The sequence below is a fragment of the Bradyrhizobium centrosematis genome (genome assembly GCF_045571495.1).
Classification (GTDB): domain Bacteria; phylum Pseudomonadota; class Alphaproteobacteria; order Rhizobiales; family Xanthobacteraceae; genus Bradyrhizobium; species Bradyrhizobium centrosematis.
On the sequence record NZ_CP120703.1, the window covers coordinates 6,930,607 to 6,957,282 of the forward strand.

General features: G+C 64.3%; 21 protein-coding genes. 10 read left to right on the forward strand and 11 right to left on the reverse strand.

Annotation, left to right across the window (positions count from 1 at the left end; translation table 11 throughout):
• Positions 1-14: 14 nt before the first annotated feature.
• The 5 genes from pimD to P6U31_RS32695 form a co-directional block, all read right to left on the reverse strand.
• Positions 15-1,157, reverse strand: a complete 1,143-nt coding sequence (gene pimD / locus P6U31_RS32675; protein WP_407185731.1) for a pimeloyl-CoA dehydrogenase small subunit — start codon at positions 1,155-1,157, stop codon at positions 15-17.
• Between the two features lie 132 nt (positions 1,158-1,289).
• On the reverse strand, positions 1,290-2,480 hold the full coding sequence (gene pimC / locus P6U31_RS32680) for a pimeloyl-CoA dehydrogenase large subunit (RefSeq protein WP_407185732.1): 1,191 nt from the start codon (positions 2,478-2,480) through the stop codon (positions 1,290-1,292).
• A gap of 131 nt (positions 2,481-2,611) precedes the next feature.
• Entirely contained in the window at positions 2,612-3,799 is a 1,188-nt protein-coding gene (locus P6U31_RS32685; RefSeq protein WP_407185733.1) for an acetyl-CoA C-acyltransferase, read from the reverse strand.
• On the reverse strand, positions 3,796-5,478 hold the full coding sequence (gene pimA, locus P6U31_RS32690) for a dicarboxylate--CoA ligase PimA (RefSeq protein WP_407185734.1): 1,683 nt from the start codon (positions 5,476-5,478) through the stop codon (positions 3,796-3,798). Before pimA ends, P6U31_RS32685 begins: the two co-directional genes overlap by 4 nt.
• Before the next feature lie 220 nt (positions 5,479-5,698).
• Positions 5,699-7,795 carry a 3-hydroxyacyl-CoA dehydrogenase NAD-binding domain-containing protein gene (locus tag P6U31_RS32695; RefSeq protein ID WP_407185735.1) on the reverse strand — a complete coding sequence of 699 codons (2,097 nt, stop codon included), beginning with the start codon at positions 7,793-7,795 and terminating at the stop codon, positions 5,699-5,701.
• Positions 7,796-7,926: 131 nt separating this feature from the next.
• Between P6U31_RS32695 and P6U31_RS32700 the strand changes: the two genes are divergently transcribed.
• The 10 genes from P6U31_RS32700 (at position 7,927) to P6U31_RS32745 (ending at position 19,478) form a co-directional block, all read left to right on the forward strand.
• Positions 7,927-8,793, forward strand: a complete 867-nt coding sequence (locus P6U31_RS32700) for an IclR family transcriptional regulator (RefSeq protein ID WP_407190020.1) — start codon at positions 7,927-7,929, stop codon at positions 8,791-8,793.
• Positions 8,794-8,859: 66 nt separating this feature from the next.
• Positions 8,860-9,657 carry an ABC transporter ATP-binding protein gene (locus P6U31_RS32705; RefSeq protein WP_407185736.1) on the forward strand — a complete coding sequence of 266 codons (798 nt, stop codon included), beginning with the start codon at positions 8,860-8,862 and terminating at the stop codon, positions 9,655-9,657.
• Positions 9,654-10,367, forward strand: a complete 714-nt coding sequence (locus P6U31_RS32710; protein ID WP_084810310.1) for an ABC transporter ATP-binding protein — start codon at positions 9,654-9,656, stop codon at positions 10,365-10,367. The genes P6U31_RS32705 and P6U31_RS32710 overlap by 4 nt, the downstream gene beginning before the upstream one ends.
• Positions 10,368-10,587: 220 nt before the next feature.
• Positions 10,588-11,466, forward strand: a complete 879-nt coding sequence (locus tag P6U31_RS32715) for a branched-chain amino acid ABC transporter permease (RefSeq protein WP_407185737.1) — start codon at positions 10,588-10,590, stop codon at positions 11,464-11,466.
• Between the two features lie 2 nt (positions 11,467-11,468).
• Complete coding sequence (locus tag P6U31_RS32720; RefSeq protein WP_407185738.1) at positions 11,469-12,488, forward strand: branched-chain amino acid ABC transporter permease; 1,020 nt, start codon at positions 11,469-11,471, stop codon at positions 12,486-12,488.
• Between the two features lie 30 nt (positions 12,489-12,518).
• Positions 12,519-13,754, forward strand: a complete 1,236-nt coding sequence (locus P6U31_RS32725) for an ABC transporter substrate-binding protein (RefSeq protein WP_407185739.1) — start codon at positions 12,519-12,521, stop codon at positions 13,752-13,754.
• Positions 13,755-13,875: 121 nt separating this feature from the next.
• On the forward strand, positions 13,876-15,102 hold the full coding sequence (locus tag P6U31_RS32730) for an ABC transporter substrate-binding protein (protein WP_407185740.1): 1,227 nt from the start codon (positions 13,876-13,878) through the stop codon (positions 15,100-15,102).
• A gap of 253 nt (positions 15,103-15,355) precedes the next feature.
• The gene (locus P6U31_RS32735; RefSeq protein ID WP_407185741.1) at positions 15,356-16,582 is read left to right on the forward strand and encodes an ABC transporter substrate-binding protein; all 1,227 of its coding nucleotides are present in this window, start codon (positions 15,356-15,358) and stop codon (positions 16,580-16,582) included.
• A gap of 179 nt (positions 16,583-16,761) precedes the next feature.
• On the forward strand, positions 16,762-17,991 hold the full coding sequence (locus P6U31_RS32740; protein WP_407185742.1) for an ABC transporter substrate-binding protein: 1,230 nt from the start codon (positions 16,762-16,764) through the stop codon (positions 17,989-17,991).
• A 203-nt stretch (positions 17,992-18,194) separates the two neighbouring features.
• On the forward strand, positions 18,195-19,478 hold the full coding sequence (locus P6U31_RS32745) for a glycerate kinase (RefSeq protein WP_407185743.1): 1,284 nt from the start codon (positions 18,195-18,197) through the stop codon (positions 19,476-19,478).
• Positions 19,479-19,537: 59 nt separating this feature from the next.
• Here the strand turns inward: P6U31_RS32745 and P6U31_RS32750 are convergent, their stop codons facing one another.
• From P6U31_RS32750 to hyfB, 6 genes are read right to left on the reverse strand one after another with little or no spacing between them, the layout of a single operon-like run.
• The gene (locus P6U31_RS32750; protein ID WP_407185744.1) at positions 19,538-20,062 is read right to left on the reverse strand and encodes an NADH-quinone oxidoreductase subunit B family protein; all 525 of its coding nucleotides are present in this window, start codon (positions 20,060-20,062) and stop codon (positions 19,538-19,540) included.
• A 3-nt stretch (positions 20,063-20,065) separates the two neighbouring features.
• Entirely contained in the window at positions 20,066-21,580 is a 1,515-nt protein-coding gene (locus P6U31_RS32755) for an NADH-quinone oxidoreductase subunit C (RefSeq protein ID WP_407185745.1), read from the reverse strand.
• Between the two features lie 3 nt (positions 21,581-21,583).
• Positions 21,584-23,023 carry a hydrogenase 4 subunit F gene (locus P6U31_RS32760; protein ID WP_407185746.1) on the reverse strand — a complete coding sequence of 480 codons (1,440 nt, stop codon included), beginning with the start codon at positions 23,021-23,023 and terminating at the stop codon, positions 21,584-21,586.
• Complete coding sequence (locus P6U31_RS32765) at positions 23,020-23,682, reverse strand: hydrogenase-4 component E (RefSeq protein ID WP_407185747.1); 663 nt, start codon at positions 23,680-23,682, stop codon at positions 23,020-23,022. Before P6U31_RS32765 ends, P6U31_RS32760 begins: the two co-directional genes overlap by 4 nt.
• 3 nt (positions 23,683-23,685) lie before the next feature.
• On the reverse strand, positions 23,686-24,642 hold the full coding sequence (locus P6U31_RS32770; RefSeq protein ID WP_407185748.1) for a respiratory chain complex I subunit 1 family protein: 957 nt from the start codon (positions 24,640-24,642) through the stop codon (positions 23,686-23,688).
• On the reverse strand, positions 24,639-26,639 hold the full coding sequence (gene hyfB / locus P6U31_RS32775) for a hydrogenase 4 subunit B (RefSeq protein ID WP_407185749.1): 2,001 nt from the start codon (positions 26,637-26,639) through the stop codon (positions 24,639-24,641). Before hyfB ends, P6U31_RS32770 begins: the two co-directional genes overlap by 4 nt.
• Between the last annotated feature and the right edge of the window lie 37 nt (positions 26,640-26,676).

Consider the following 26,676-nt stretch of genomic DNA (forward strand, 5'->3'; position numbering starts at 1 on the left):
GACGACGGTGGCTATCAGACCAACCCGCCCGCGTCGGCGACGCGGCGCTGGTGGTAGTCGGTGTCGCCGAAGGTGTTCTCGATCATGGTGAGGCGCTTGAAGTAGTGGCCGATCTTGGCCTCCATGGTCATGCCGATTCCGCCGTGCAGTTGGATCGACTGCTGGCCGACGAATTTCAGCGACTTGCCGATCTGCACCTTGGCGGCAGCGATGGCGTTGGTGCGCTCCTTGGCGTTCTCGAAATCGTTCGCCATGGTCGCGAACATCGACATCGAGCGCGCCTGCTCGGTGGCGACGAACATGTCGGAGGCGCGGTGCTGCAGCGACTGGAACGAGCCGATCGCGACGCCAAACTGCTTGCGCGTCTTGATGTACTCGACAGTGGTCTTGAGCGATTCGTCCATCAGGCCGACCGCCTCGGCGCAGAGTGCGACGCGGGCTTCATCGACCACGCGCTCGATCAGCGCGAGCGAATCCTCGGGGTTGCCGAGCACGGCATCTGCGCCGACCTCGACACCCGTAAAGGTGATGTCGGCGGCGTGCAGGCCGTCCTGGGTCGGATAGCCCTTCCTGGCGACGCCCTTGGCGTTCGCCGGGACCAGGAACACGCCGATGCCGCTTCTGTCGCGGCGATCACCCTTGGTACGCGCGGTGACGATCAGCGTGTCGGCGTTCTCGCCGTTGAGCACGACGAACTTCTCGCCGTCGAGGACGTAAGCGTCGCCCTTCTTCTTCGCGGTGGTGGTGACGTCGAACAGATCGTAGCGCGAGTTCTTCTCGAGCTGGGCAAAGGCCAGCGTCTTGCTGCCGTCGATGATGCCAGGCACATGCGCGGCCTTCTGCGCATCGGTGCCGGCATGGCGCAGGAAGCCGCCGCCGATCACCACCGTCGCCAGATAGGGCTCGAGCACCAGCGCCTTGCCGAGCGCTTCCATCACGATCATGGTCTCGACGCCGCCGCCGCCGAAGCCGCCATCGGCTTCCGCGAAGGGCAGGCCGAGCAGGCCCTGCTCGGCGAGCTTGAGCCAGACCGTCTTGCTCCAGCCGCCCTTCTCCTTCATGTACTTCTTGCGCTGCTCGAAATCGTAGGAGTCGGTCAGCAGGCCGTCGATGCTTTCCTTGAGAAGCCGCTGCTCCTCGTTCAGGTCAAAATCCATTTCTTTGGTTCCTCGTACCCGGACTTATTTGCTTCGTCATTCCGGGACACGCGCGATAGCGCGGGGACCCGGAATCCAGAGATTGTGGCGCGAGATTCCTGGTTCGCGCTGACGCGCGCCCCGGAATGACGCCTAGAGTCCCAGCACCGCTTTGGCGATGATGTTGCGCTGGATCTCGTTAGAGCCGCCGTAGATCGAGACCTTGCGGTTGTTGAAGTAGCTCGGCGCGATCTGGGCGGTCCAGTCCATGGCTTCGTTCGAGCCGTCGTCGCCGTGCACGTCGTAGGGCGCGGCGAACGGGCCGATCACTTCCATGAGCAGCTCGGTGGTGGTCTGCTGGATCTCGGAGCCCTTGATCTTCAGCACCGAGGACGCCGGGTTGGGCTTGCCCTTGCCGTGCTTGCCTTCGTCGGCGACGACGCGAAGCTGGGTCAATTCGAGTGCCTTCAGCTCGATCTCGCAGGCGGCGAGCTTCTCGCGGAACGCAGCGTCCTGGATGATCGGCTTGCCTCCGGATTCGACCTTGCCGGCGAGCTCGCGGATGCGGCGCAGCCGCTCCTTGGAGACGCCGACGCGGGCGATGCCGGTCCGCTCATTGCCGAGCAGGAATTTTGCGTAATCCCAGCCCTTGTTCTCCTCGCCGATCAGGTTCTCGTAGGGCACCTCGACGTCGTCGAAGAACACTTCGTTGACCTCGTGGCCGCCGTCGATGGTCTGGATCGGGCGCACGGTGACGCCCTTCGACTTCATCGAGAACACGATGAAGGAGATCCCCATCTGCTTCTTGGCATTGTTGTCGGTGCGGCAGAGGCAGAAGATCATGTCGGCGTGCTGGGCGAGCGTGGTCCAGGTCTTCTGGCCGTTGATGATCCATTTGTCGCCACGGCGCTCCGCTTTCGTCTTCAGCGAGGCAAGGTCAGATCCCGAGCCGGGCTCCGAAAAACCCTGGCACCACCAATCGTCGACATTGGCGATGCGCGGCAGGTATTTCTTCTTCTGCTCCTCGTTGCCGAAGGTGTAGATGACCGGGCCGACCATGCTGACGCCGAAGGCGAGCGGCTGCGGCGCCGGATAGGACTGCAGCTCCTCGTTGAAGATGTAATGCTGCACGGAGGTCCACCCCGTTCCGCCATATTGCTGGGGCCAGTGGCTGACGCCCCAGCCCTTCTTGTTGAGGATGCGCCACCACGTCACCATCTCGTCCTTCGAGAGGTGGCGGCCCTCGACCATCTTGCGCCGCGTGTCCGGCGGCACGTTGTCGCGGAAGAACTGCCGCACTTCCTCGCGAAACGCCTGCTCTTCCTTCGTGAATGCGAGATCCATCGGATCCTCCTGTGAGCGTTATTCTCTATTCGTCACTCCGGGCGCGCGATGCGCGAACCCGGAGTCCAGAAGCTTGTGGCGCGAGGTTCCGGATTCATTCGCGTGCCGCGAATGCCCCGGAACGACAGCGGTTACTGCAGCACCTCGAACAGCCCGGCCGCGCCCATGCCGCCGCCGACGCACATGGTGACGACCGCGTATTTGGCCTTGCGGCGGCGGCCTTCGATCAGCGCGTGGCCGGTCAGGCGCGCGCCCGACATGCCGTAGGGATGGCCGACCGCGATGGCGCCGCCGTCGACGTTGATCTTCTCGGGATCGATGCCGAGCTTGTCGCGGCAGTACAGCACCTGCACTGCGAAGGCTTCGTTGAGCTCCCACAGGCCGATGTCGTCGACCGTGAGACCGTGGCGCTTGAGCAGGCGCGGCACGGCGAAGACCGGGCCGATGCCCATCTCGTCCGGCTCGCAGCCGGCCGAGACGAAGCCGCGGAAGATGCCGAGCGGCTTGAGGCCCCGCTTGGCGGCTTCCTTGTCGCTCATGATCACGGAAGCGCTGGCGCCGTCGGAGAGCTGGCTGGCATTGCCGGCGGTGATGGTGAAGCCGTCGCCGCGCACGGCCTTGAGCCCGGCGAGGCCTTCGATCGTGGTCTCGGGACGCGGGCCCTCGTCCTGCGACAGCGTGACGTCCTTCATCGAGACGGCGCCCGTCGCCTTGTCGGTGACCGCCATCTGCGTCGTGATCGGCGCGATCTCCTCCTTGAACTTGCCGCCCTGCTGGGCGGCAGCGGTGCGGCGCTGGCTCTCCAGCGAATATTCGTCCTGCTTCTCGCGCGAAATGCCGTAGCGCTTGGCGACGACCTCGGCAGTGTCGATCATGGGCATGTAGACCTCGCCCTTGATCTTGAGCAGCGCCGGGTCCTGAGCGTGGAAGCCGTTCATCTTGCCGTTCTGCACGAGCGAGATCGACTCGCCGCCGCCGCCGACCGCGATCTCGACGCCGTCGAAGATCACCGAGCGCGCGGCGAGCGCGATGGCCTGCAGGCCCGAGGCGCATTGCCGGTCGATGGTGGTGCCGGCGACGGTGACGGGAAGGCCGGCGCGCAGCAGCGCCTTGCGCGCGATGTTGCCACCGGTCGCGCCCTGCTGCAGCGCGGCGCCCATCACGACGTCCTCGATCTCCTTCGGATCGACCTTGGCGCGGGCGACGGCTTCGCCGATGGCATGGCCCAGGAGGGTCGCCCCCTCGGTGGCGTTGAGCGCGCCGCGATAGGCCTTGCCGATCGGGGTACGGGCGGTGGAAACGATGACGGCGTCGGTCAAGAACGACCTCCTGATAGGGCTGGAGTGGATTGTGACGGTTTCTGCTGCTGGCGCAATTCGTGGCGCGACAATTTTCCGACCGGCGTGCGCGGCAGGTCGGCGACGAACTCGACCGCGGCCGGCAATTCGTGCTTGCCGACCTTTCCGGCGAGCTGGGTGCGCAGCTCGTCGAGCGAGAACGGCTTTGCGTCCGGCTTCAGCTTGATGAAGGCCTTAGCGGCTTCGCCCCGATACTGATCGGGAATGCCGAGCACGATCACCTCGTGCACGCCGGGAATGGTGTAGATCGCCTGCTCGATCATCTGCGGATAGACGTTGAAGCCGCCGGAGATGATCATGTCCTTCTTGCGATCGACCAGGAAGAAATAACCGTCGGTGTCGACATAGCCGATGTCGCCGGTGAGGAAGCGGCCGTCGACGAAGGCGTCGGTGGAGCCCTCCGGCTTGTTCCAGTAGCCCTTGGTGACGTTCGGGCCCTTGATGCGGATCTCGCCGACCTCGCCGGGCGGCAGCACGCGTCTGGGATCGTCGAGCGCGACGACGTCGAGCTCGATGCCGGGCAGCATCAGGCCGATCGAGCCGGGCTTGTCAGGGCCGGTGGGCGGATGGCCGGTGCCGGGCGAGCAGGTCTCGGTCATGCCCCAGCCGCTCTTCAGCTTCTTGCCGATCTTGCGCTCGAAGAAGCTCGCGATCTCCACCGGCAGCGGCGCGCCGCCGGAGCCGATGGTGGCGAGCGAGGAGAAGTCACGCTTGTCGAGATCGGGCAGCGCGGCGATCGCGATCCACATCGTCGGCACGCCCGGGAAATATGTCGCGCGCTTGACCTCGATGTCGCGCATCACGGCTTCGACGTCGAAGCGCTGATGCAGCGAGATCAGATTGCCGCGGCTGAGCGAGGACAACAGCACCACGGTGAGCGCATAGATGTGGAACAGCGGCAGCACGCAGATCACGCGCTCGATCACCTCGCCGCGCGCGGCGCGTGCCGGCTTGCCCCAGACGTCGTAGATCGACACCGCCGCGGTGAGATTGCCGTGCGTCAGCATCGCGCCCTTGGGCAGGCCGGTGGTGCCGCCGGTATATTGCAGCAGCGCGACGTCGTCGGCCGTCACGTTCGGCCACTGCGCGGGCGCAGCCGCCCCCTCGACGAAGGTCTTGAAGGTGACGATGCGGGGATCATTTGGGATCGCCGCCTGCGGCGTGCCGACCTTGCCCCAATTGTCGTCCTCGCAGACGACCAGGCGGTCGATCAGGCCCTTCTCCAGGAACTTCAGCGCGGTCGGCAGCAAGGCCTGAAGGTTGGACGTGACGAGCAGGCGCGAGCCGGAATCCGAGACCTTGTGCGTCAGCGCGATCTCGCCGTCGAGCGGCGACAGATGCGCGACACGGGCCCCAGCCTTCAGCGCGCCGAAGAAGTTGACGGGATGGTCGGGCGTGTTGCCGAGGAACAACGCGACCGACGTACCCTTGCCGCAGCCGGCCCGCAGGAACGCCGCGGCAGCGCGGTCGGCCAGCGCGGCGAGCTCGGTGTAGCTGATCGCGCGATCGCGGAACTCCAGCGCCGTGCGCGGGCCGTAGTCGGCGGCGGCCTTCGACAAGAGGTCGGGCAGCGTGCCCTGGACGATGGGATCGTCCCAACGCACGCCCTCGGGGTAAAACTGTTCGCCGGGATGGGTCATAGGCGGTCGATATTCCTTGCTGCCTGGACAGCATTTCCATGTGAGGCAGGCACTGGCGGTCAGGCTCCCTCCCCCCTTGTGGGGGAGGGGTGGGGAGAGGGGTAGCCACAAACGCGAACCTCGCCCGGAGCCACCCCCCTCCCTGACCCTCCCCCACAAGGGGGGAGGGAACGGAGATAGCGTGCCTCGGAGCGCGACAACGCAGCGGCACCCAACCGCATCACGCCGCCTTCGACGCCGCGGCCAGCGAGGCGAACGTCTTGCCTTCGGCGGCGAGCTTGTTCAGCAGCGGGGCGGGCTCGAGGCTGGGGTCGTTGGTCTCCTTGGCATAGAAGGAGAGACGATCGGCGATGTGCTTGAGGCCGACGCTGTCGGCCCAGTACATCGGGCCGCCACGGTAGATCGGCCAGCCATAGCCGTAGAGCCAGACCACGTCGATGTCGCTGGGACGCGCGGCGATGCCCTCTTCCAGGATCTTCGCCCCCTCGTTGATCATCGGATACATCATGCGCTCGAGGATCTCCTCGTCGCTGACGACGCGCTTCTTGCGGCCGAGACGGAGCAGCGTCTCGTCGATCAGCTTCTCGACCTCCGGATCGGGCAGCGGCGCGCGGGAGCCGGCTTCGTACTTGTAGTAGCCCTTGCCGGTCTTCTGGCCGAAACGGCCGGCCTCGCACAGCGCGTCCGCGATCTCGGACTTGATGCCGCGGTCTTTCCGCGAGCGCCAGCCGATGTCGAGGCCGGCGAGATCGCCCATCGCGAACGGGCCCATCGGCATGCCGAATTTTGTCACCACGGCGTCCACCTGCTGCGGCAGCGCGCCCTCGAACAGGAGCTTCTCGGCCTGCTTGCCGCGCTGCGCCAGCATGCGGTTGCCGACGAAGCCGTCGCAGACGCCGACCACGGCCGGCACCTTCGCGATCTTGCGGGCGATCGTGACGGCAGTCACGAGCGCGTCGGGCGCGGTCTTCTCGGCGCGCACGATCTCGCACAGCTTCATGACGTTGGCCGGCGAGAAGAAGTGCATGCCGAGCACGTCCTGCGGACGCTTGGTCGACTTCGCGATCTCGTCGATGTTGAGATAGGAGGTGTTGGAGGCGAGCACCGCGCCGGGCTTGGCGTACTGGTCGAGCTTGCCGAACACCTCCTTCTTCACCGCCATGGTCTCGAACACGGCTTCGATGACGAGGTCGGCATCGCCGACATTCTCGATGCCGACGACGCCGTTGATCAGCGCCATGCGCTTGGCGGGCGCATCCGCCGGGATGCCGCCGCGCGCCGCGGTCGCTTCCCAGTTCTTCTGCATGGTGCCCATGCCGCGCTTGAGCTGCTCTTCGCCGGTCTCGATCAGGGTGACGGGAATGCCGGCATTGGCAAAGGACATCGCGATGCCGCCGCCCATGGTGCCGGCGCCGAGAATGGCGACGCGGTTCACCGGCCGCGGCTTGGTGCCTTCGGGAACGCCCGCGATCTTGTTGGCCTCGCGCTCGGCGAAGAAGGCGTAGCGCTGCGCCTTGGACTGATCGCTGGTGACGAGCTTGAGGAAGCCCTCGCGCTCCTTCTTCAGACCTTCGTCGAACGGCAGGTCAATGGCGTAGCCGACGGCGTCGGCGGCGGCGAACGGCGCCTCCAGGCCGCGCGCCTTCTTGGTCATGGCGGCAACCGCATTGGTGAAGATCGAGCGATCGGCCTTGGCGGCCGCGATCTTGGAATCATCGTCGCGCAGACGCCGCAGCGGACGCTTCTCGGCCAGCAGCTTGCGCACGAAGGCTTCGCCGCCCGACGCCGGGCCCTCGACGATCTCCTCGATCAGCCCATTCTTCAGCGCTTCCGCCGCGCCGATGGGATCACCGCCGACGATCATCTTGACGGCGAGCTCGGGGCCGACCGCGCGCGGCAGGCGCTGGGTGCCGCCGGCGCCCGGCAGAAGACCGAGCTTCACCTCGGGCAGGCCGAGCTTGGCCTCTTTCACTGCGACGCGGAAATGACAGGCGAGCGCGACCTCGAGGCCGCCGCCGAGCGCGGTGCCGTGGATGGCTGCGACCACCGGCTTCGGCGAGTTCTCGATCTCGGACAGCACGTCGTTGAGCGCGGGCGGCTTCGGCGGCTTGCCGAATTCGGTGATGTCGGCGCCGGCGATGAAGGTGCGGCCGGCACAGGTCAGCACGATGCCCTTGATGGCGGGATCGGCGACGGCGGCCTTGATGCATTCCAAGATACCACCGCGGACCGCGGCACTCAGCGCGTTGACCGGAGGGCTGTTGACCGTGACGATCCCGACTTCGTCATGACGCTCAAGCTTGACCACTTCGCTCACGGTGTTCCCTCCTTGGTGGGGATTAACTTTTGTTCGATTTCGCGGTGCGGAATTTAATTCCGCATCTTGACGGCAGGGTTATTTTGAAGCACGTGGCTTGTCAACGACTCCGCGCAAGAAGCAGATCAGGGATGAAGCGTACAGGAAAGAAGACTGCGACCGATCGGAATTTCGTCGTCGCGCTTTCCCGCGGACTGGACGTATTGCGTGCATTCCACCCCAATGACGGCCTGCTCGGCAATCAGGAGATTGCGGCGCGCACCAACCTACCCAAGCCGACGGTGTCGCGGCTGACTTACACCTTGACCAAGCTCGGTTATCTTGCGCCGGTTCCCCGCTTCGAGAAGTACCAGCTCACGCCCGCTGCGATGTCGCTCGGCTACGCCGCGCTCGCCAATCTCGGCGTTCGGCATTTGTCCGAGCCGTTCCGCGAGGAGGTGATGCGCGCGACCGGCGGCGCCGTCGCAGTCGGCGGCCGCGACCGTCACAGCATGATATATTTCGGGCAAAGCCGCGGCAGCGAGACGGTCGGCGTTCAACTTGACGTCGGCTCTCGCGTGCCGATTGCAACCAGTGCGATGGGCCGGGCCTATTTCTGGGCGCTCGACGACGAGGATCGCGCGGAGTTGTCGCGCCTGCTGCGCGAACATTACGGCAGCCGCTGGCCGAAGATGCGCGACGGACTGGAACGCTCCGGAGAAACCGTCGCGAAATACGGTTTTGCGATTTCGGTCGGCGACTGGCACGACGACATCGGCGCCGCGGGCGTCGCGCTCAAGCTCAACGACGGAACCGGACCTTACGCTTTCAATTGCGGCGCGCCCGCATTCCGCTTCACGGAAGAGCGTTTGATCAACGACATTGGACCGCGTCTGCTCACGATGGTAAGGAACATCGAAGCGGCACTCGGGGGTCTGATGCCGCATTCCAAAAAAGAAGTCAGCAAAAAGCTGAAACCAGGAGGAAAAGTTGCGCGTGTGGCCGAGGGGATCAGATAGCCTTTGTCGTCGTCGGGAGCGGTTCGCATCGCCCCTTTGCTCACTCAATCGCGTGGGCGAGACGAGATGACGCAGGCACAGCTCGCGCGGGGGATATCGCCCCTGCTCGCGGTTCGCGACGTCAGCGTCGTGTTCGGCGGCATCGTCGCGCTCAACGGCGTGTCCTTCGACATGCACAAGGGCCAGATCCTCGGCTTGATCGGCCCCAACGGCGCCGGCAAGACCACGCTGTTCAATTGCCTGTCCCGGCTCTATCAGCCGTCGTCCGGCGACATCCTGATGGATGGCGTCAGCATCCTGTCGCGGCCGCCGCACCGGATCGCCGAGATCGGCATCGGCCGCACCTTCCAGAACGTGGCGCTGTTTCCGAACCTCTCGGTGATGGACAACGTCCGCGTCGGCGCCCATTCGAAGACCTCCAGCGACATCATCAGCGACTCCCTGAAACTGGCGTGGGTCCGGCGCAGCGAGACCAGCGTCAGCAAGAAGGTGCACGAGATCCTCGCCTATCTCGATCTCGAGGACGTCGCCCACACCATCGTATCGGGCCTGCCCTTCGGCACGCAGAAGCGCGTCGAGCTGGCGCGTGCGCTGGCGGCCGACCCGAAGATCCTGCTGCTCGACGAGCCTGCCGGCGGCCTCAACCACGAGGAAGTCTATGTGCTCGGCGACCTCATCCGCAAAATCCGTGACGAGCGGCACATGACGGTGCTGCTGGTCGAGCATCACATGGGCCTCGTGATGTCGATCGCCGACCACGTCGTCGCGCTGAATTTCGGCAAGAAGCTCGCGGAAGGCACCCCTGCCCAGGTGCAGGCGGACCCCGACGTCATCAAGGCCTATCTCGGGAGCAAGGACCAATGACGACGCTGCTCAACGTCAAGGACCTGCGCGCCTATTACGGCCAGGTCCAGGCGCTCCATGGCCTGTCCTTCTCGCTCAACGAGGGCTCGCTGACGACGCTGCTCGGCGCCAACGGCGCCGGCAAGACCACCACGCTGCGCGCGATCTGCAACATGGTGCGCTCGACCGGCGCGATCGAGTTCGACGGCAAGCCGCTGAACAACCGCTCGACCGAGAGCATCGTGCGGTTCGGCATCGCCCATGTGCCGCAGGGCCGCGGCACCTTCACCACCATGACCGTGGAGGAGAATCTCCAGCTCGGGGCCATCACCCGCAAGGACAGCGCCGGCATCGTCTCCGACATCGAGCGCATGTATGCGCATTTCCCGGTGTTGAAGCAGCGGCACACCCAGCAGGCCGGCACGCTCTCGGGCGGCGAGCAGCAGATGCTCGCGGTCGCCCGCGCGCTGATGCTGCGGCCGCGCCTGATGCTGCTGGACGAGCCGTCCTTCGGACTCGCGCCGCTCGTGGTGCGTGATCTGTTCGGCATTCTCGGCAAGATCAACCGCGAGGACAAGGTGTCGATCCTGGTCGTCGAGCAGAACGCCCAGCTCGCGCTCGAGCTTGCCGACCAGGCCTATGTGATCGAGACCGGACGCATCGTGATGTCGGGCAACGCCAAGGACATCGCGAACAACGAAGAAATCCGCAAATCCTATCTGGGCTACTGAGGGAGCGGATGATGGCAATAACGGATCGGCGTACTCAGTCCACCTCTCCCAAAGGGAGAGGTCGGCGCGTAGCGCCGGGTGAGGGGTTACGGTCTCAAGTCGGAGCTGCGGCCCCTCACCCGATTTGCTGCGCAAATCGACCTCTCCCCTGCGGGGAGAGGTGGATCCTCGACCTCGCCCCAGTTCACCACGAAGCCGTCAGACTCTAGGAGCCGGGACAATGGAGCTTTTCACCAACCAGGTCCTGGCCGGCATCGCCACGGGCGCGATCTACGCCTGCATGGCGCTCGCCGTGGTCATGATCTACCAGGCCATCGATCATCTCAACTTCGCGCAGGGCGAGATGGCGATGTTCTCGACCTTCATCTCCTGGCAGCTGATGCAGTGGGGCGTGTCCTATTGGGCCGCCTTCGTGATCACGCTGGCATTCTCCTTCGTCGCCGGCATCGCGATCGAGCGCATCCTGTTCAAGCCGCTTGCGAAAGCACCGGTGCTGACCAACGTCGCCGGCTTCATCGCGCTGTTCGCGATCATCAACTCCTCGGCCGGCCTGATCTGGGACTTCACCATCAAGCAGTACCCGACCCCGTTCGGCTCCTCGCCGTTCCTGGGCAGCCAGCTGATCTCGACCCACCAGGCCGGCATGATCGGCGTTACCGTGCTGCTGCTGCTGGGGCTGTATTTCTTCTTCCAGTACACCCGCATCGGTCTCGCCATGCGCGCCGCTGCCTCGGTGCCTGAATCGGCGCGCCTCGTCGGCATCAACACGAGCTGGATGATCGCGCTGGGCTGGGGCATGGCGACCGCGATCGGCTCGATCGCCGGCATGCTGATCGCGCCGGTCGTGTTCCTTGAGCCCAACATGATGGGCGGCGTGCTGATCTACGGCTTTGCCGCCGCGGTGCTCGGCGGGCTGTCGAGCCCGTTCGGCGCCGTGGTCGGCGGCTTCCTGGTCGGCATCTTCGAGAATCTCGCCGGCACCTACATCCCCGGCGTCGGCAACGAACTGAAACTCCCGATCGCGCTCGCGCTGATCATCTCCGTCCTGGTCGTCAAACCCGCTGGCCTGTTCGGCCGGCACATCGTCAAGCGAGTTTGATCATGAGCGCTGCAGAAGAAGTCGTTGCAGAAGGCCACGAGGCGGTCGAGGCCGTTCCGAAGCGCGCCATGACGCTAGGCACCGGCACCTCGCTGGTGGTGCTGGCGGCGCTACTCATCGCACCCGCCTTCGTCAAGAACTTCATCATCTTCCAGATGACGATGCTCTTGATCTACGGGCTCGCGGTGCTGGCGCTGAACATCCTGACCGGCGGCTCGGGCCAGTTCTCGCTGGGCCAGAGCGCCTTCTACGCCGTCGGGGCCTATACGACCGCGGTGTTGATGGAGCACGCCAACATCAATTACGCGCTGACCATTCCGATTTCCGCCGCGGTCTGCTTCGGATTCGGTTATTTGTTCGGCAAGCCGGCGCTGCGGCTGTCGGGCGTCTATCTCGCGCTCGCGACTTTCGCACTCGCCACCGCGATGCCGCAGCTCCTGAAGCTGAACTTTCTCGAGCACTGGACCGGCGGCGTGCAGGGTCTCGTCGTCACCAAACCCGACGCGCCGTTCGGTCTGCCGATGTCGCAGGACATGTGGCTGTATTACTTCACCCTCGTCGTAACGATCGCGATCTACATCTTCTCGGTGAACCTGTTGCGCTCCCGCTCGGGCCGCGCCTTCATGGCGATCCGCGACAACGAGATCGCGGCCTCCTCGATGGGCGTCAACGTCGCGCTGTACAAGACGCTGGCCTTCGGCGTGTCCGCCGGCATCACCGGCGTTGCCGGCTCGCTCGGCGCCATCGCCGTGCAGTTCGTCGCACCCGACAGCTACACCATCACGCTGGCGATCTCGCTGTTCCTCGGCATGGTCGTCGGTGGCGTCGGCTGGCTGCCCGGCTCGTTCGTCGGCGCGGCGTTCATCATCTTCGTGCCGAACATGGCGGAGAGCATCTCCAAGGGCCTCTCCGGCGCGGTGTTCGGCGTGCTGTTGTTCCTCGTCATCTACCTCGTGCCGCATGGCGCAAGGCAGGCTGCGATCCTCGGCCAGCAACTGGTCGGGAAGCTCAAGAAGAACTGAAGATCCGTTGAATTAACCAAGGAGACCGAATTGTATTTTGGAAGAACACTGCGAGCCGCCGCGCTGGTCACGGCAACGGCGGCCATCACTCTCATCTCCGGCGCAGCACTCGCCCAAAAGAAATACGACACCGGCGCGTCCGATACCGAGATCAAGATCGGCAACATCATGCCGTACAGCGGCCCGGCGTCGGCCTATGGCATCATCGGCAAGACCGAAGAAGCCTATTTCAAGATGATCAACGACAAGGGCGGCATCAACGGCCGCAAGGTCAACTTCGTCACCTATGACGACGGCTATTCGCCGCCGAAGGCCGTCGAGCAGGTCCGCAAGCTGGTAGAGAGCGACGAGGTTCTGCTCGTTTTCAATCCGCTGGGCACGCCCTCGAACACCGCGATCCAGAAATATCTCAACGCCAAGAAGATCCCGCAGCTGTTCGTCGCGACCGGCGCCACCAAGTGGAACGACCCGAAGAACTTCCCCTGGACCATGGGCTGGCAGCCCTCCTACCAGAGCGAAGCGCAGATCTACGCGAAATGGCTGATGAAGGAGAAGCCCGACGCGAAGATCGCGATCCTCTATCAGAACGACGACTTCGGCAAAGACTACCTCAAGGGCACCAAGGACGGCCTCGGCGCCAAGGCTTCCTCCATGATCATCATGGAAGAGAGCTACGAGGTGTCGGAACCCTCGATCGACGGCCACATCGTCAAGATCAAGGCGGCCAACCCGGACGTGCTGCTGATCTACACCACGCCGAAGTTCGCGGCCCAGACCATCAAGAAGACCGCCGAGCTCAGCTGGAAGCCGCTTCAGATCCTCACCAACGTGTCGATCTCGGTCGGCAGCGTGATGAAGCCGGCCGGCTTCGAAGCCGCGCAGGGCGTGCTGTCGGCGGCCTATGCCAAGGACTCCACCGATCCCCAGTGGGCCAACGATCCCGGCATGAAGAAGTGGAACGAGTTCGTCGACAAGTACATGCCCGGCGCCGACAAGTCCGACACCAGCATGGTCTACGGCTACGGCGCTGCGTCGACGCTGGCCAAGGTGCTGGAGATGTGCGGTGACGATCTCACCCGCGCCAACATCATGAAGCAGGCCGCGAGCCTGAAGGACTTCGCGCCGGACACCCTGCTGCCCGGCGTCAAGATCAACACCAGCGCGACCGACTTCGCCCCGATCGCCCAGCTCCAGATGCAGCGCTTCAAGGGTGAGAAGTGGGAACTGTTCGGCGAGATCATCAGCGGCGACGTCGCCTCCGAGTGACACGCCTGACGCGATAGTCCAAGCCTCCAGAGCCCCCGCGAGCGATCGCGGGGGCTTTTTGTTGACGGCTGGCGCCAATCTTGTTCAATGCGACGCCGATCCAATCCGGGGTAGGAGAACAATGACCGCCGTTCGTTTTCAGGTTGCGGCCGTGTGGGCCGCGCTCGCGTTGTGCACTGCGATGAGCAGCCCGGCACTGGCGCAGAAGAAGTACGACAGCGGCGCCTCCGATACCGAGATTAAAATAGGCAATATCATGCCGTATAGCGGCCCGGCCTCGGCCTATGCCGCGATCGGCAAGGCCGAGGAGGCCTATTTCAACAAGGTCAATGCCGAGGGCGGCATCAACGGCCGCAAGATCAAGTTCATCTCCTATGACGACGCCTATTCGCCGCCGAAGACGGTTGAGCAGGCGCGCAAGCTGGTCGAGAGCGACGGGGTGCTGCTGATCTTCGGCTCGCTCGGCACCTCCACCAACAGCGCCATCCGCAAATACATGAACGAGAAGAAGGTGCCGCAATTGTTCGTGGCGAGCGGCGCCTCGAAGTGGAACGATCCCAAGCAATATCCCTGGACCATGGGCTGGCAGCCGAGCTACGCGAGCGAGGCGCGCATCTATGCCAAGTACATCATGAAGGAGAAGCCGGACGGAAAGATCGGCGTGCTCTACCAGAACGACGATTTCGGCAAGGACTATCTGAAGGGACTGAGCGACGGCCTCGGCGCCAAAGCCTCGATGATCGTGCTGCAGGAGGCCTACGACACCTCGGAGCCCGCGATCGACGAGCACATCGTGAAGCTGAAGGCCTCGGGCGCCGACGTCTTCATCAGCATCACCACCCCGAAATTCGCAGCGCAGGCGATCAAGAAGGCGGCGGAGATCAACTGGCATCCGGTCCACATCATCTCCAACGTCTCGGCCTCGGTCGGCGGCGTGATCGAGCCAGCCGGCTTCGAGATCTCCCAGGGCATCCTGTCGGCGAGCTACACCAAGGACGGCTCCGACCCGCAGTGGAATGCGGATGACGGCATGAAGAAGTTCTATAATTTCGTCGCGCAATACGACCCCAAGGCCAACAAGCTCGATGCCGGCGTCGTGTTCGGTTACGCCGCCGCACAGACCATGGTGAAGGTGCTGCAGATGTGCGGCGACGAGCTCACCCGCGAGAACGTCATGAAGCAGGCGGCCTCCTTGAGGGATTTCGCACCCGACACGCTGCTGCCCGGCATCAAGATCAATACAGCGCCGGACAATTTCGCCCCGATCGAGCAGCTGCAGATGATGCGCTTCAAGGGCAAGAAATGGGAGCTGTTCGGCGACGTCATCTCCAGCGAGATCGGGCATTGAAGTATGCGCAATTGAAAATTGCGTCTATTTCCCAAGACAATTTGTGCGCAGCTGAGTGACGGCGCTCCTCATCTCGCGCGCCGGAATATTCCGCATTCCCTCGAAAAAAGAACCACCTCGCCGTGACGGCGCCGGCGGGGCGTTCGCCTTGCTGGGCACCTGAGAAGGGTATTCAATGCGTGCCGGAGCGGTGCGCAAAGATCGCTCCCAACAACAACAATCGACACATTCAAACCGACCTAGGGAGAGCAAGATGCCTGCAATGCATGTGCGATTGGGGGCCTTCTCGGCCGCCCTCGTGCTGGCTGCCACCCTGTCCACGACAGCGTCCGCGCAGAAGAAATATGACACCGGCGCATCCGACAGCGAAATCAAGATCGGCAACATCATGCCCTACAGCGGCCCGGCTTCCGCCTACGGCGTGATCGGCAAGACGGAGGAGGCCTACTTCCGCAAGATCAACGCCGAAGGCGGCATCAATGGCCGTAAGATCAACTTCGTCACCTATGACGACGCTTATTCGCCGCCCAAGACGGTGGAGCAGGCGCGCAAGCTGGTCGAGAGCGACGAGGTATTACTGATCTTCAACTCGCTCGGCACGCCGCCGAACTCGGCTATCCAGAAATACATGAACCAGAAGAAGGTGCCGCAGTTGTTCGTCGCCACCGGTGCCACCAAGTGGAACGACCCGCAGAACTTCCCATGGACCATGGGCTGGCAGCCGAATTACCAAAGCGAGGCGATTATCTACGCCAAGTACATCCTGAAGAACCATCCGGACGCCAAAATCGGCGTGCTCTACCAGAACGACGATTACGGCAAGGACTATCTCAAGGGCTTCAAGGACGGACTCGGCGCCAAGGCCTCGATGATCGTCATGGAGGAAAGCTACGAGGTCTCGGAGCCGACCATCGACTCCCACATCGTCAAGCTGAAGGCGACCGGGGCCGACGTGTTCTTCAACATCACGACGCCGAAATTCGCGGCGCAGGCGATCAAGAAGAATGCCGAGATCGGCTGGAAGCCGCTGCATTTCCTCAACAACGTCTCGGGCTCGATCGGCAGCGTCATCAAGCCGGCCGGCTTCGAAAATGCGCAGGACATCATCTCGTCGCAGTACTTCAAGGACCCGACCGACGCGCAATGGAAGAGCGACCCGGCGATGATCGCCTGGAACGAGTTCCTGGACAAGTACTATCCCGAGGCGAACCGCGCCGACGCTTCGGTAATGTATGCGTACATCGTGAGCCAGGGCCTCGTGCACGTGCTCAAGGCCTGCGGGGACAATCTGACCCGCGAGAACGTCATGAAGCAGGCTGCGAGCATTAGGGACTTTGAGCCGGCCGGCCTGCTGCCCGGCATCAAGGTGAACACTTCCGCCACCGACTTTGCGCCGCTCTCGCAGTTGCAACTAATCCGCTTCAAGGGCGAGCACTGGGAACGATTCGGCGAGATCCTGAGCGGGGACATCGGCGGTTGATGTTAACCAGCCGCTAAAGATGCCCCTCAATCGACTAAAGACGCAGCTCCTGCGGCTTTGCCGCAGGGGCTTTTCCTTGAAGCTTTCGGGCAAATCGTATTGAATTGCGGTCGCGTCACCAAAAACAGTCAAGCCAAGAAAAGGGACGTACACACACCAAGAAAAATAGGGAGATTGGAATGCCCGCTGTCACCGGCAAACTTGCGGCCGCGTCACTGGCGCTCGCGCTCATTGCGGCCTCGACCTCGATTGCATCGGCCCAGAAGAAATACGATACCGGCGCAACCGACACCGAGATCAAGATCGGCAACATCATGCCCTACAGCGGACCGGCTTCCGCCTACGGCATCATCGGGCGGACCGAAGCCGCCTATTTCAAGAAGATCAACGAAGAGGGCGGCATCAACGGCCGCAAGATCAATTTCATTTCCTATGACGACGCCTACTCGCCCCCGAAGACGGTGGAGCAGGCGCGCAAGCTGGTCGAGAGCGACGAGGTGCTGTTCATCTTCAACTCGCTCGGCACGCCCCCGAACTCCGCGATCCAGAAATACATGAACTCCAAAAAGGTGCCGCAGCTGTTCGTGGCCACCGGCGCCACCAAGTGGAACGATCCGCAGAACTTCCCGTGGACCATGGGCTGGCAGCCGAACTATCAAAGCGAGACGCAGATCTACGCGAAGTACATCCTCAAGGCCATGCCGAATGCCAAGATCGGCGTGCTCTACCAGAACGACGATTACGGCAAGGACTATCTGAAGGGCCTGAAGGATGGCTTGGGAGCCAAGGCCGCGAGCATGATCGTGCTGGAGGAAAGCTACGAGACTTCGGAGCCGACCATCGACAACCACATCGTCAAGCTGAAAGCCACCGGCGCCGACGTCTTCGTCAACATCACCACGCCGAAGTTTGCGGCACAGGCGATCAAGAAGATCTCCGAAATCGGCTGGAAGCCGACCCACTTCCTCAACAACGTCTCGGCCTCGGTCGGCAGCGTGATCAAGCCCGCCGGGTTCGAGAATTCGCAGGACATCATCTCGGCCGCCTATCTGAAGGACGTCTCCGATCCGCAGTGGAAGGACGATCCCGGCATGAAGGCGTTCCTGGACTTCATGACGAAGTACTTCCCCGAGGGCGACAAGCTCGACGGCGGCACCATCGTCGGCTATGGCGTCGCGCAGACGCTGGTCGAAGTGCTGAAGAAGTGCGGCGACAATCTTACGCGCGAGAACGTCATGAAGCAGGCGGCGAGCCTGAAGGACTTCCGCACTGAAGTGCTGCTGCCCGGCATCAAGATCAACACCGGGCCGAACGACTTCGCGCCGATCAGCTCGCTGCAGCTGATGAAGTTCAAGGGCGACAAATGGGATCTGTTCGGCGAGGTGATCAGCGCCGACGCCGGCGGCTAGCAGCTGCAAAGTCCGGACGATTGGGCCCCCTGCGCCGATCGCGCAGGGGGCTTTTGCTTATGCGCCCATTATCATCACGCGATTGCACAATCGAATGATGGTAAAGCCTGCTTACCCTTTTGCATCCGATGCGCTAGGCAGGGGAATGGCGACGTCCTCGCCATCGCTCTAGTCTGCTCAAGAGTTTGCTCAAGGCCATCGTCATGACCGATCGACGCCCCCTGCTCCGCGCGCTCTACGACGCCGCCGTTGCCGCCGCCCATCCCAGCACGATTCTGGCGCCGCACCTGCGGCCGGCGCCCAAAGGGCGCGTGATCTGCCTGGCTGCCGGCAAGGGCGCGGGCGCCATGGCCGCGGCGGCCGAGCGGCACTATCTGGACACACTGGGGCTCGCCCCTGAACGCCTCCTCGGCATCGCCACCACGCGTCACGGCTACGGCGTGCCGACGCGCCGCATCCGCGTGGTCGAGGCCGGGCATCCCGTGCCCGACGAGGCCGGCCTCAAGGGCGCCGCCGATACGCTCGCGCTCGCGGCCGAAGCCGGCCCGGACGATCTGTTGCTGGTGCTGCTCACCGGCGGCGGCTCGGCCAATTGGATCGCGCCGGTGGACGGCATCAGCTTTGCGCAGAAGCAGGCGGTCAACAAGGCGCTGCTGCGCTCGGGCGCGCCGATCGGCGAGATGAACGTCGTGCGCAAGCACCTGTCGCGGATCAAGGGCGGCCGGCTGGCGCGCGCCGGCAAGAATGCCGCCGAGATCGTCACGCTCGCGATCTCGGACGTGCCGCATGACGATCCGTCCGCGATCGCCTCCGGCCCCACCGTGCCCGATCCGACCACGCTGGCCGACGCACGCGCGATCGTCGCGAAATACAGGCTCGACATCGACGACGCCGTCCGCGGCGCGCTCGACGATCCCGACAACGAGAGCTGCAAGCCCGGCGATGCCGCTTTCGCGCGCGCGCATTTCGAATTGATCGCGCGGCCCAAGCAGTCGCTCGATGCCGCAGTGCAGCTCGCACGCGAGGCCGGCTACGAGACGGTCGATCTCGGCGCCGACCTCGAGGGCGAGGCGCGCGAGGTCGCCGCCGATCACGCCAGGCTGGCGCTGCAGGCCCGCGCGCAAGGCAGGCGGCTCGCGATCCTCTCCGGCGGCGAGCTCACGGTCACCCTGCGCGGCAACGGGCGCGGCGGACCGAACCAGGAATACGCGCTGGCGCTGGCATCGCTCTTGAAGGACACGGCTGGCATCTCGGCGCTGGCCGGCGACACCGACGGCGCCGACGGCGGCGCCGGCCATCCCACCGATCCCGCCGGTGCGCTGATCGATGCGGCGACGTTCGCAAAGATGAAGGCGCAAGGGCTGCAGCCGCAGGCCTACCTGAACAACAACGACGCCACGGCGTTCTTCGAGGCGACCGGCGACCTGCTGCGGCCGGGCCCGACGCTGACCAATGTGAATGATATCAGGGTGATCCTGGTGGATTGACGATCGTTTCCGTCATTCCGGGTTCGATGCTGCGCATCGCCCCGGAATGACGGCAATGCCTATCGCTTGCCGCCGACGTGCTCCAGCAGCGCGAGCAGGCCCTTCAACAAGTCGGTCGGCGACGGCGGACAGCCCTTGATGTGCAAATCCACCGGAATGGCTTCGGACACGCCGCCAACGCAGGCGTAGCTGCCTCTGAAAATGCCGCCATCGATCGCACAGCCGCCGACTGCAACGACCCATTTCGGATCGGGCGTCGCGTTGTAGGTCCGCTCGAGCGCCTGTCGCATGTTCTTCGTGACCGGACCCGTGACCAGCAGCACGTCGGCATGGCGCGGCGAGGCAACGAAGCGCAGGCCGAAACGTTCGATGTCGTAGAACGCGTTGGACAGCGCGTGGATCTCCAGCTCGCAGCCGTTGCAGGACCCGGCATCGACCTCGCGAATGGCAAGAGAACGCCCAAGCCTGGCCTGGGCAGCGCGGTCGACTTTCGTTGCAAGCTCCGCCAGCGCCGACTCGTCCGGCGCCGGCGCGGGCTCCGTCAGCGAGCCATGGGTGAGGCTTTCGAGCAGGGTCTTGCGCATGGCCTAGAGATCCCCGCCCGAATAGGAGCAATTGAAGGACTTATTGCAGAGCGGAAAGTCGGCAATGATGTTGCCCTCGATCGCGGTTTCCAGCAGCGGCCATTGAAACCACGAGGCGTCGCGCAGGTGGCAGCGTTCGACGCGCAACTCGCCATCGAGCCGCAACCACACCAGAACGTCGCCGCGGAAGGCCTCGGTGAGCGCCATCCCCTCACAGGCACCGTGACCGCTCCTGGGAGGCAGCGCGGTTTCGCACTCTCCCGGCCCGAGTTGGTCGAGGATCTGCTCGATCAGTTGGGCGCTCTGCTCGACCTCGCGGATTCGGATCCAGACCCGCGCGTTGACGTCGCCGACCTCCAGTATTGGCACCTCGAACGACAAGGCATCGTAAGGCGCGTAGGCCATCGCCCGCCGCGCATCGAAATCGCGGCCCGAGGCGCGGCCGACATAGCCGCCGGCGCCAAACCGGCGCGCATATTCCGCCTTCACGATGCCCGTGGTGACGGTGCGGTCCTGCAAGGACGCCGTGTTGTCATAGAGCTCGATCAAGCGCGGAAAGACCTTTCGCAGCTCCGCGAGCAACGCGCGTAACGCAGCAATGCCGTCCGGCGCGATGTCACGCGCCACACCCCCGGGCACGATGACGTCCATCACCAGGCGATGACCGAACGCGACATTCGCAGCGCGCAAGCAGCGCTCACGCAAGATGCCGGTCTGCGCATGCATCAGCGCGAACGAAGCGTCGTTGCAGATCGCCCCGATGTCGCCCAGATGGTTGGCCAGGCGCTCCAGTTCGGCCATCAGCGCCCGCAGGAGCGTCGCTCGCCGGGGCGCCTCGATCTGCAGCGCCGCTTCCACGGCACACGCGAAGGCGAAGGCATAGGCGACGGCGCTGTCGCCGGAGGTGCGATTGGCGAGCTTTGCCGCAGCCTCGAGGCTCGCGCCCTGCATCAGCTGCTCGATTCCCTTGTGGGTATAGCCGAGCCGCTGCTCCAGTCGCACCACATGCTCGCCATTGGCGGTGAAGCGGAAATGGCCGGGCTCGATGATCCCGGCATGGACGGGGCCGACCGCCACCTGGTGCAATGCCTCGCCCTCGGCCGGCAGGAACTGGTATGGCCGCACGTCGCGCGATGCGTTGCGGCCCGAGAGCGGATAGGATTCGCCCCAGGCGTCGTGATCGAGCCATGGCCGCAGATCGTCAGCGACGGCTGGAACAAGCCCGAACAGATCATGAATGGCACGCTCCAGCCGAAGCGCCGGCGGATGACGGCTGGCGACGCTTGGAAACGTGCCGGCCGTACACGCGTAGGTCACGACGGCGATCTCGGCCGAGCCTCCATCGAGCATCGCCATATGCACCGCGGTCGGCTCGCCCCAGAAGCCGAGCAGTGTGAGGCTTCCCTCGACCAACCGATCGATCGCCGCCTGCCAGCCCGCCTCCGTCACGACCGCGCGCGGCCAGGGCCGATGCGACGCCACCGTATGAATGTGGGAGATGCTGTCGAGAATGCCCATGGCTTACCCCAGAAGCTTCGCGACGTTCTGGAAGCCGGTGACCAGCACCGGCGGCAGATAGATGCCGGCCATCAGCACCAATCCGAGGTGCGTAAACATCGGCACGTAGGAGGCTTCCGCGGGCGCGGTCTTGCCTTTGGGCTCGCCGAACATCACCGCGCCGATCCGCAACAAGAGCCCGCCGAGCGCGATGATGATGCCGAGCACCAGGATGACGGTCAGCCACGGCGCGCGGGCAAAAGTCGAGCTCACCACGAGAAACTCGCTCATGAAGATACCGAGCGGCGGCAGCCCGACGATGGCGATGACGCCGAGCATCAGGCCCCAGCCGAGCGCCGGATTGGTCACCGTGAGCCCGCTGATATCGGCGATCTTCTGCGTGCCCTTGACCTGTGCGATATGGCCGACCGCGAAGAAGATCGCCGATTTGGTCAGTGAATGCATGGTCATATGCAACAGCCCTGCGAAATTCGCGAGCGGCCCGCCCATGCCGAAGGCGAAGACGATGATGCCCATATGCTCGATCGAGGAATAGGCGAACATCCGCTTGATGTCGCGCCGACGGTACAGCATCAGCGCCGCGAAGATCACCGAGATCAGGCCCATGGTCACCATCAACGGACCCGGCGCGATCGCCGCCGAGTTGACCGCGAGCATCATCTTGAAGCGCAGGAGCGCATAGAGCGCGACATTGAGCAACAGTCCGGACAGCACCGCCGAGATCGGCGTCGGGCCTTCGGCATGCGCATCCGGAAGCCAAGCATGCAGCGGCGCGAGACCGACCTTGGTGCCGTAGCCGAGCAGGAGGAAGGCAAAGGCGACGTTGAGCAACGCCGGGTCGAACTGTGCGGCGTGCTTCACCAGCACCGTCCACACCATGCCGTCGAGTCCCTCGCCGACCACCGGGCGCGCCGCCATATAGACCAGGATCGTGCCGAACAGCGCGAGCGCGATGCCGACGCTACCAAGGATGAAATATTTCCAAGCTGCCTCCAGCGCCTCATGGGTGCGGTAGATGCCGACCATCAAGACGGTCGTCAGCGTCGCCACCTCGACCGCGACCCACATCAAGCCGATATTGTTGGCGACGAGCGCGAGGTTCATCGCGAACATCAGCGTCTGATACATCGCGTGATAGAAGCGCAGGAACGCCGGCGCCAGGCGCCCGATCTCGATCTCATGCTGGATGTAGCTTGCGCTGAACACCGATGTGGTGAGGCTGACGAAGGTGGTCAACACGATGAAGACCTTGTTGAGATCGTCCATCAGCAGATACTGCCCCGATACCGGTTCGACCACGAACAGCGAGAGCGATGTCAGGAAGGTCGCGAGCGATGCCGCTACATTCAGCTTCGCCGTCAATCGGTAGCCGGGCAAAATTGCCAGCACCGCCGCCGAGAGGGCCGGGATCAGGAGGATGGCGCTGAGCCCGTCGATGCTCATCGCCGCTCTCCGCGAAAACGATCAAGCTCCTGCACGTCCACGCTGTCGAAACGCTCGCGGATGCGGAACAGGAAGACGCCGATCACGATGAAGGCGATCAGCACCGAGAAGGCGACACTGATCTCGACCACCAGGGGCATGCCCTTGGCACCGGTTGCCGCCAGCACCAGGCCGTTCTCCAGCGACATGAATCCGACGACCTGGCTCACGGCGTTGCGTCGCGTAACCATGATCAGGAGCCCCAGCAGCACCACCGACAGTGCGAAGGCAAGGTCCTCGCGCGCGAGCGCATCAGCGCTCGGCGTCACCCGCAGCATCACCACCATCGACAGCGCGACGAGGCCGATGCCGGCCATCATGGTCAGCCCGATGCCGATCACATTCTCGATCTCGCGGTGGATGCCGAGCCGCTTGATGATCCGGTGCAGCGCCACCGGGATGATGACGGCCTTGAAGACCAGCGCGATCAGCGCCGTGACATAGAGATGCGGCGCATGCTGCACATAGGCCTGCCAGGCCACCGATAGCGCCAGCACGCCGGCATGCAGCGCATAGACGTTGAGCAGCGCGTAGAGCCGATCCTGATAGAGCATCATGAAGCTCGCCAGCACGAGGGAGCCGGCGAGGAGATGGGCGATGTCGAATTGCAGGCTGCTCATCTCTCAGAGGCTCCCCGACACGAAGCGCAACAGGGTGGCAAGCAGGGCCAGCATCAGCGCCGCGCCCAGGAACTCCGGAATCCGGAACACGCGCATCTTGGCAATCGACGTCTCGAACAAGGCGAGCAGGAAGCCAAGTACCGTCAGCTTGCCGAAATAGAGCAGCGCGCCGAAGACGAGCCTCGCGGCGCCCGCGTCCGCAGTCGCCGTCCCCCATGGCAGGAACACGCAGGCGATCAGCGAGACATAAAGCAGGAGCTTGAGCTGCGACGACAGATCGATCAGCGCGAGATGCCGTCCCGAATATTCCAGCACCATGGCCTCATGTACCATGGTGAGCTCGAGATGGGTGGCGGGGTTGTCGACCGGGATACGGGCATTCTCCGCCAGCGCTACGATAGTCAGCGCGACAAACGCCATGCCAAGGGACACACGCAGCCCGACCACATCCGAGCCCATGAACTCGGCCACGTTGGAGAGCTGCGTCGAGCCGGCGATCATCGCGACCGAGAACACTGTGATCAGCATCGCGGGCTCGGCGAGAGAGGCGATCATGACCTCGCGGCTGGAGCCGATGCCACCGAAGGCGGTGCCGACGTCCATGCCGGCGAGCGCCTGGAAGAAACGGGCGCTGCCGAGCAGCGCAATGATGGCGATGAGATCGGCGGTCCAGGAGAACAACAGGCCATTGCCGAAGGTCGGCACCAGCGAGGCGGCGACCCAGGTGCCCGCGAACATCAGATAGGGAATGACACGGAACAGCCAGGATGCGTTGTCGGCGAGCACGACATCCTTGCGCATCAGGCGGATGAGGTCGCGATAGGGCTGGAGCAGCGGCGGCCCGCGCCGGCGCAGCAGCCGAGCCTTCACTTTCCGCACGAAACCCGTCAGCAGCGGCGCGCCCCCCAGCACCAACGACATCTGGGCGCCCTGGGAGAGGATGTCGCTCAGCGCGTTCATAGGGCCACCACCAGCAGCAGCACGATCAGCGCGACGAAGACAAGTGTCAGGTAGCGGCGGATGGTGAGGAACTGCAGGACATTGATGCGGTCCGTCGCAAAGCCGATGAGCTTCGCAATCGGCGCGTACAGCACATCCCAGATCAGATCGTGCAGTTCGACCCGGAGCCGCGCAGGAGCCGGCGAGGACGGCGGCGGCATCTCGCCGATCTCGCGTGCGGCAAAGATCACGCTGCCGAACACGCGGCGGATCGGCTGCGAGAAGCTGGAGGCCGAGTACTGGATCGCCGGGTTCGGATCGGGATAGCCGCAATCCCAGGCCGGCGCCCGGCGCAAGCGATCGGAGGCGAAACGATGAATGGCCGTCGCCGCCGACGTGCCGCAGAGTGCCGCGAACAGGAACACCAGAAGGCCGTTATAGGAGCTGCGGCTTTCCGCGATCGGCACGATGGTGAGCCACTGCAATCCGACCTGATGCGGCATGATGCTGCCGACCATATCCTTGCTCACCGGCGCCAGCGCATCGATGAACAACCCCGGCAGGATGCCGGCAACGAGGCAGAAGGCGGCAAGCACGAACATCGCGGTCAGCGAGAAGTGGTCGGTCTCATGTGCTGATGCCGCGACATCCGAACGTGGCCGGCCGAGGAAGCTGATGCCATAGAGCTTGACGAAGCAGGCCGCGGCAAAGGCGGCCGCGAGCGCCAGCAAGCCGCCGACCGCCGGAATGATCAGCTTGAGGCCCCAGGAGGGCAGCTGCGGCGAGAGCAGGATTGCCTGGAAGGTCAGCCATTCCGAAACGAAGCCGTTGAATGGCGGCAGCGCCGAGATCGCGACACAGCCGACCAGCACCGCGAACGCCGTCTTCGGCATGCGATGGATCAGCCCGCCGAGTTTCTCCATGTCGCGCTCGCCGGTTGCTCCCAGCACCGCGCCGGCGCCGAAGAACAGCAGGCTCTTGAACAGCGCATGATTGAATACATGCAGCATCGCCGCGGTGAAAGCGAGCGCCGCCACCCAGTCGAGCCCTTCCGCCTTGAAAGCCAGCGCCAGCCCGAGGCCGGTGAAGATGATGCCGATGTTCTCAATCGTTGAATAGGCGAGCACGCGCTTGATATCGCGCTGCATCAGCGCATAGAGCACGCCCAGCGTCGCCGACGGGCCGCCGACCAGCAGCACCACCATGCTCCACCACCACACCGGTTCGGGCAGGAGATCAAAGACGATGCGCACGAAGCCGTAGACGGCGACCTTGGTCATGACGCCGCTCATGAGGCCGGAGACGTGGCTGGGCGCCGCGGGATGGGCGAGCGGCAGCCAGGCGTGCAGCGGCACCAGTCCAGCCTTGGAGCCGGCGCCCAGCAGCACGAGGATCATCACCGCGCCGCTCAGCGCCGCGGAAGGATGCGAGGCTCGGATGGCATCGAAATCGTAACCCGCGCCGCTCGCGAGCAAGCCGAAAGCGAGCAGCAGCGCCAGCGTGCCGAAACTTGCCATCAAGAGATAGACATAGCCGGCGCGGACATTCTCGGCCTCGCGGTGATGCGACACCACCATCGCCCAGGAGGTCAGCGACATGAATTCCCAGGCGACCAAGAAGCTGAAGGCATCGTTTGCCAGCACGACGACGTTCATCCCCGCGAGATAGGCAGGAAAGAACGGCAGCACGCGGCCGGGAGAGTCCTCGTGCCTGAAGTAGCCGAGTGCGAACAGGCTCGCGGCAGCGCCGCCGAGATTGACGACGATGAGGAAGAAGGCGGACAGCGCATCGAGCCGGAAATGCGCACCGAGCCAGGGCAGGCCGATCGGCAGTGTCGCGCTCGGCGTCAGATGAGGGACATAGAGCAGCTCCGACAGCGCCGTGGCACAGAGCGTCGATGTGGCGATCAAGCATCCGCCGTAGAGGATGATCGAGCCGCGCGGGTGCATCGATAGCACGACCCCCGCAGGCGCCAGCGCCAGCAGAGCCGCCACTGACCATAGCGCCACGCCGATCATAACCGCTCCTGGATCATGATTTGCGCGCGCGTCGTCA

Bases quoted from the DNA above. Each gene is read 5' to 3' on its own strand.
- pimC (WP_407185732.1), bottom strand. From the start codon at position 2,480: ATGGATCTCGCATTCACGAAGGAAGAGCAGGCGTTTCGCGAGGAAGTG.
- P6U31_RS32770 (WP_407185748.1), bottom strand. From the start codon at position 24,642: ATGAACGCGCTGAGCGACATCCTCTCCCAGGGCGCCCAGATGTCGTTG.
- P6U31_RS32730 (WP_407185740.1), top strand. From the start codon at position 13,876: ATGACCGCCGTTCGTTTTCAGGTTGCGGCCGTGTGGGCCGCGCTCGCG.
- P6U31_RS32720 (WP_407185738.1), top strand. From the start codon at position 11,469: ATGAGCGCTGCAGAAGAAGTCGTTGCAGAAGGCCACGAGGCGGTCGAG.
- P6U31_RS32715 (WP_407185737.1), top strand. From the start codon at position 10,588: ATGGAGCTTTTCACCAACCAGGTCCTGGCCGGCATCGCCACGGGCGCG.
- hyfB (WP_407185749.1), bottom strand. From the start codon at position 26,639: ATGATCGGCGTGGCGCTATGGTCAGTGGCGGCTCTGCTGGCGCTGGCG.
- P6U31_RS32755 (WP_407185745.1), bottom strand. From the start codon at position 21,580: ATGGGCATTCTCGACAGCATCTCCCACATTCATACGGTGGCGTCGCAT.
- pimD (WP_407185731.1), bottom strand. From the start codon at position 1,157: ATGGATTTTGACCTGAACGAGGAGCAGCGGCTTCTCAAGGAAAGCATC.
- P6U31_RS32740 (WP_407185742.1), top strand. From the start codon at position 16,762: ATGCCCGCTGTCACCGGCAAACTTGCGGCCGCGTCACTGGCGCTCGCG.
- P6U31_RS32705 (WP_407185736.1), top strand. From the start codon at position 8,860: ATGACGCAGGCACAGCTCGCGCGGGGGATATCGCCCCTGCTCGCGGTT.
- P6U31_RS32735 (WP_407185741.1), top strand. From the start codon at position 15,356: ATGCCTGCAATGCATGTGCGATTGGGGGCCTTCTCGGCCGCCCTCGTG.
- P6U31_RS32745 (WP_407185743.1), top strand. From the start codon at position 18,195: ATGACCGATCGACGCCCCCTGCTCCGCGCGCTCTACGACGCCGCCGTT.
- P6U31_RS32750 (WP_407185744.1), bottom strand. From the start codon at position 20,062: ATGCGCAAGACCCTGCTCGAAAGCCTCACCCATGGCTCGCTGACGGAG.
- P6U31_RS32765 (WP_407185747.1), bottom strand. From the start codon at position 23,682: ATGAGCAGCCTGCAATTCGACATCGCCCATCTCCTCGCCGGCTCCCTC.
- pimA (WP_407185734.1), bottom strand. From the start codon at position 5,478: ATGACCCATCCCGGCGAACAGTTTTACCCCGAGGGCGTGCGTTGGGAC.
- P6U31_RS32710 (WP_084810310.1), top strand. From the start codon at position 9,654: ATGACGACGCTGCTCAACGTCAAGGACCTGCGCGCCTATTACGGCCAG.
- P6U31_RS32700 (WP_407190020.1), top strand. From the start codon at position 7,927: ATGAAGCGTACAGGAAAGAAGACTGCGACCGATCGGAATTTCGTCGTC.
- P6U31_RS32760 (WP_407185746.1), bottom strand. From the start codon at position 23,023: ATGAGCATCGACGGGCTCAGCGCCATCCTCCTGATCCCGGCCCTCTCG.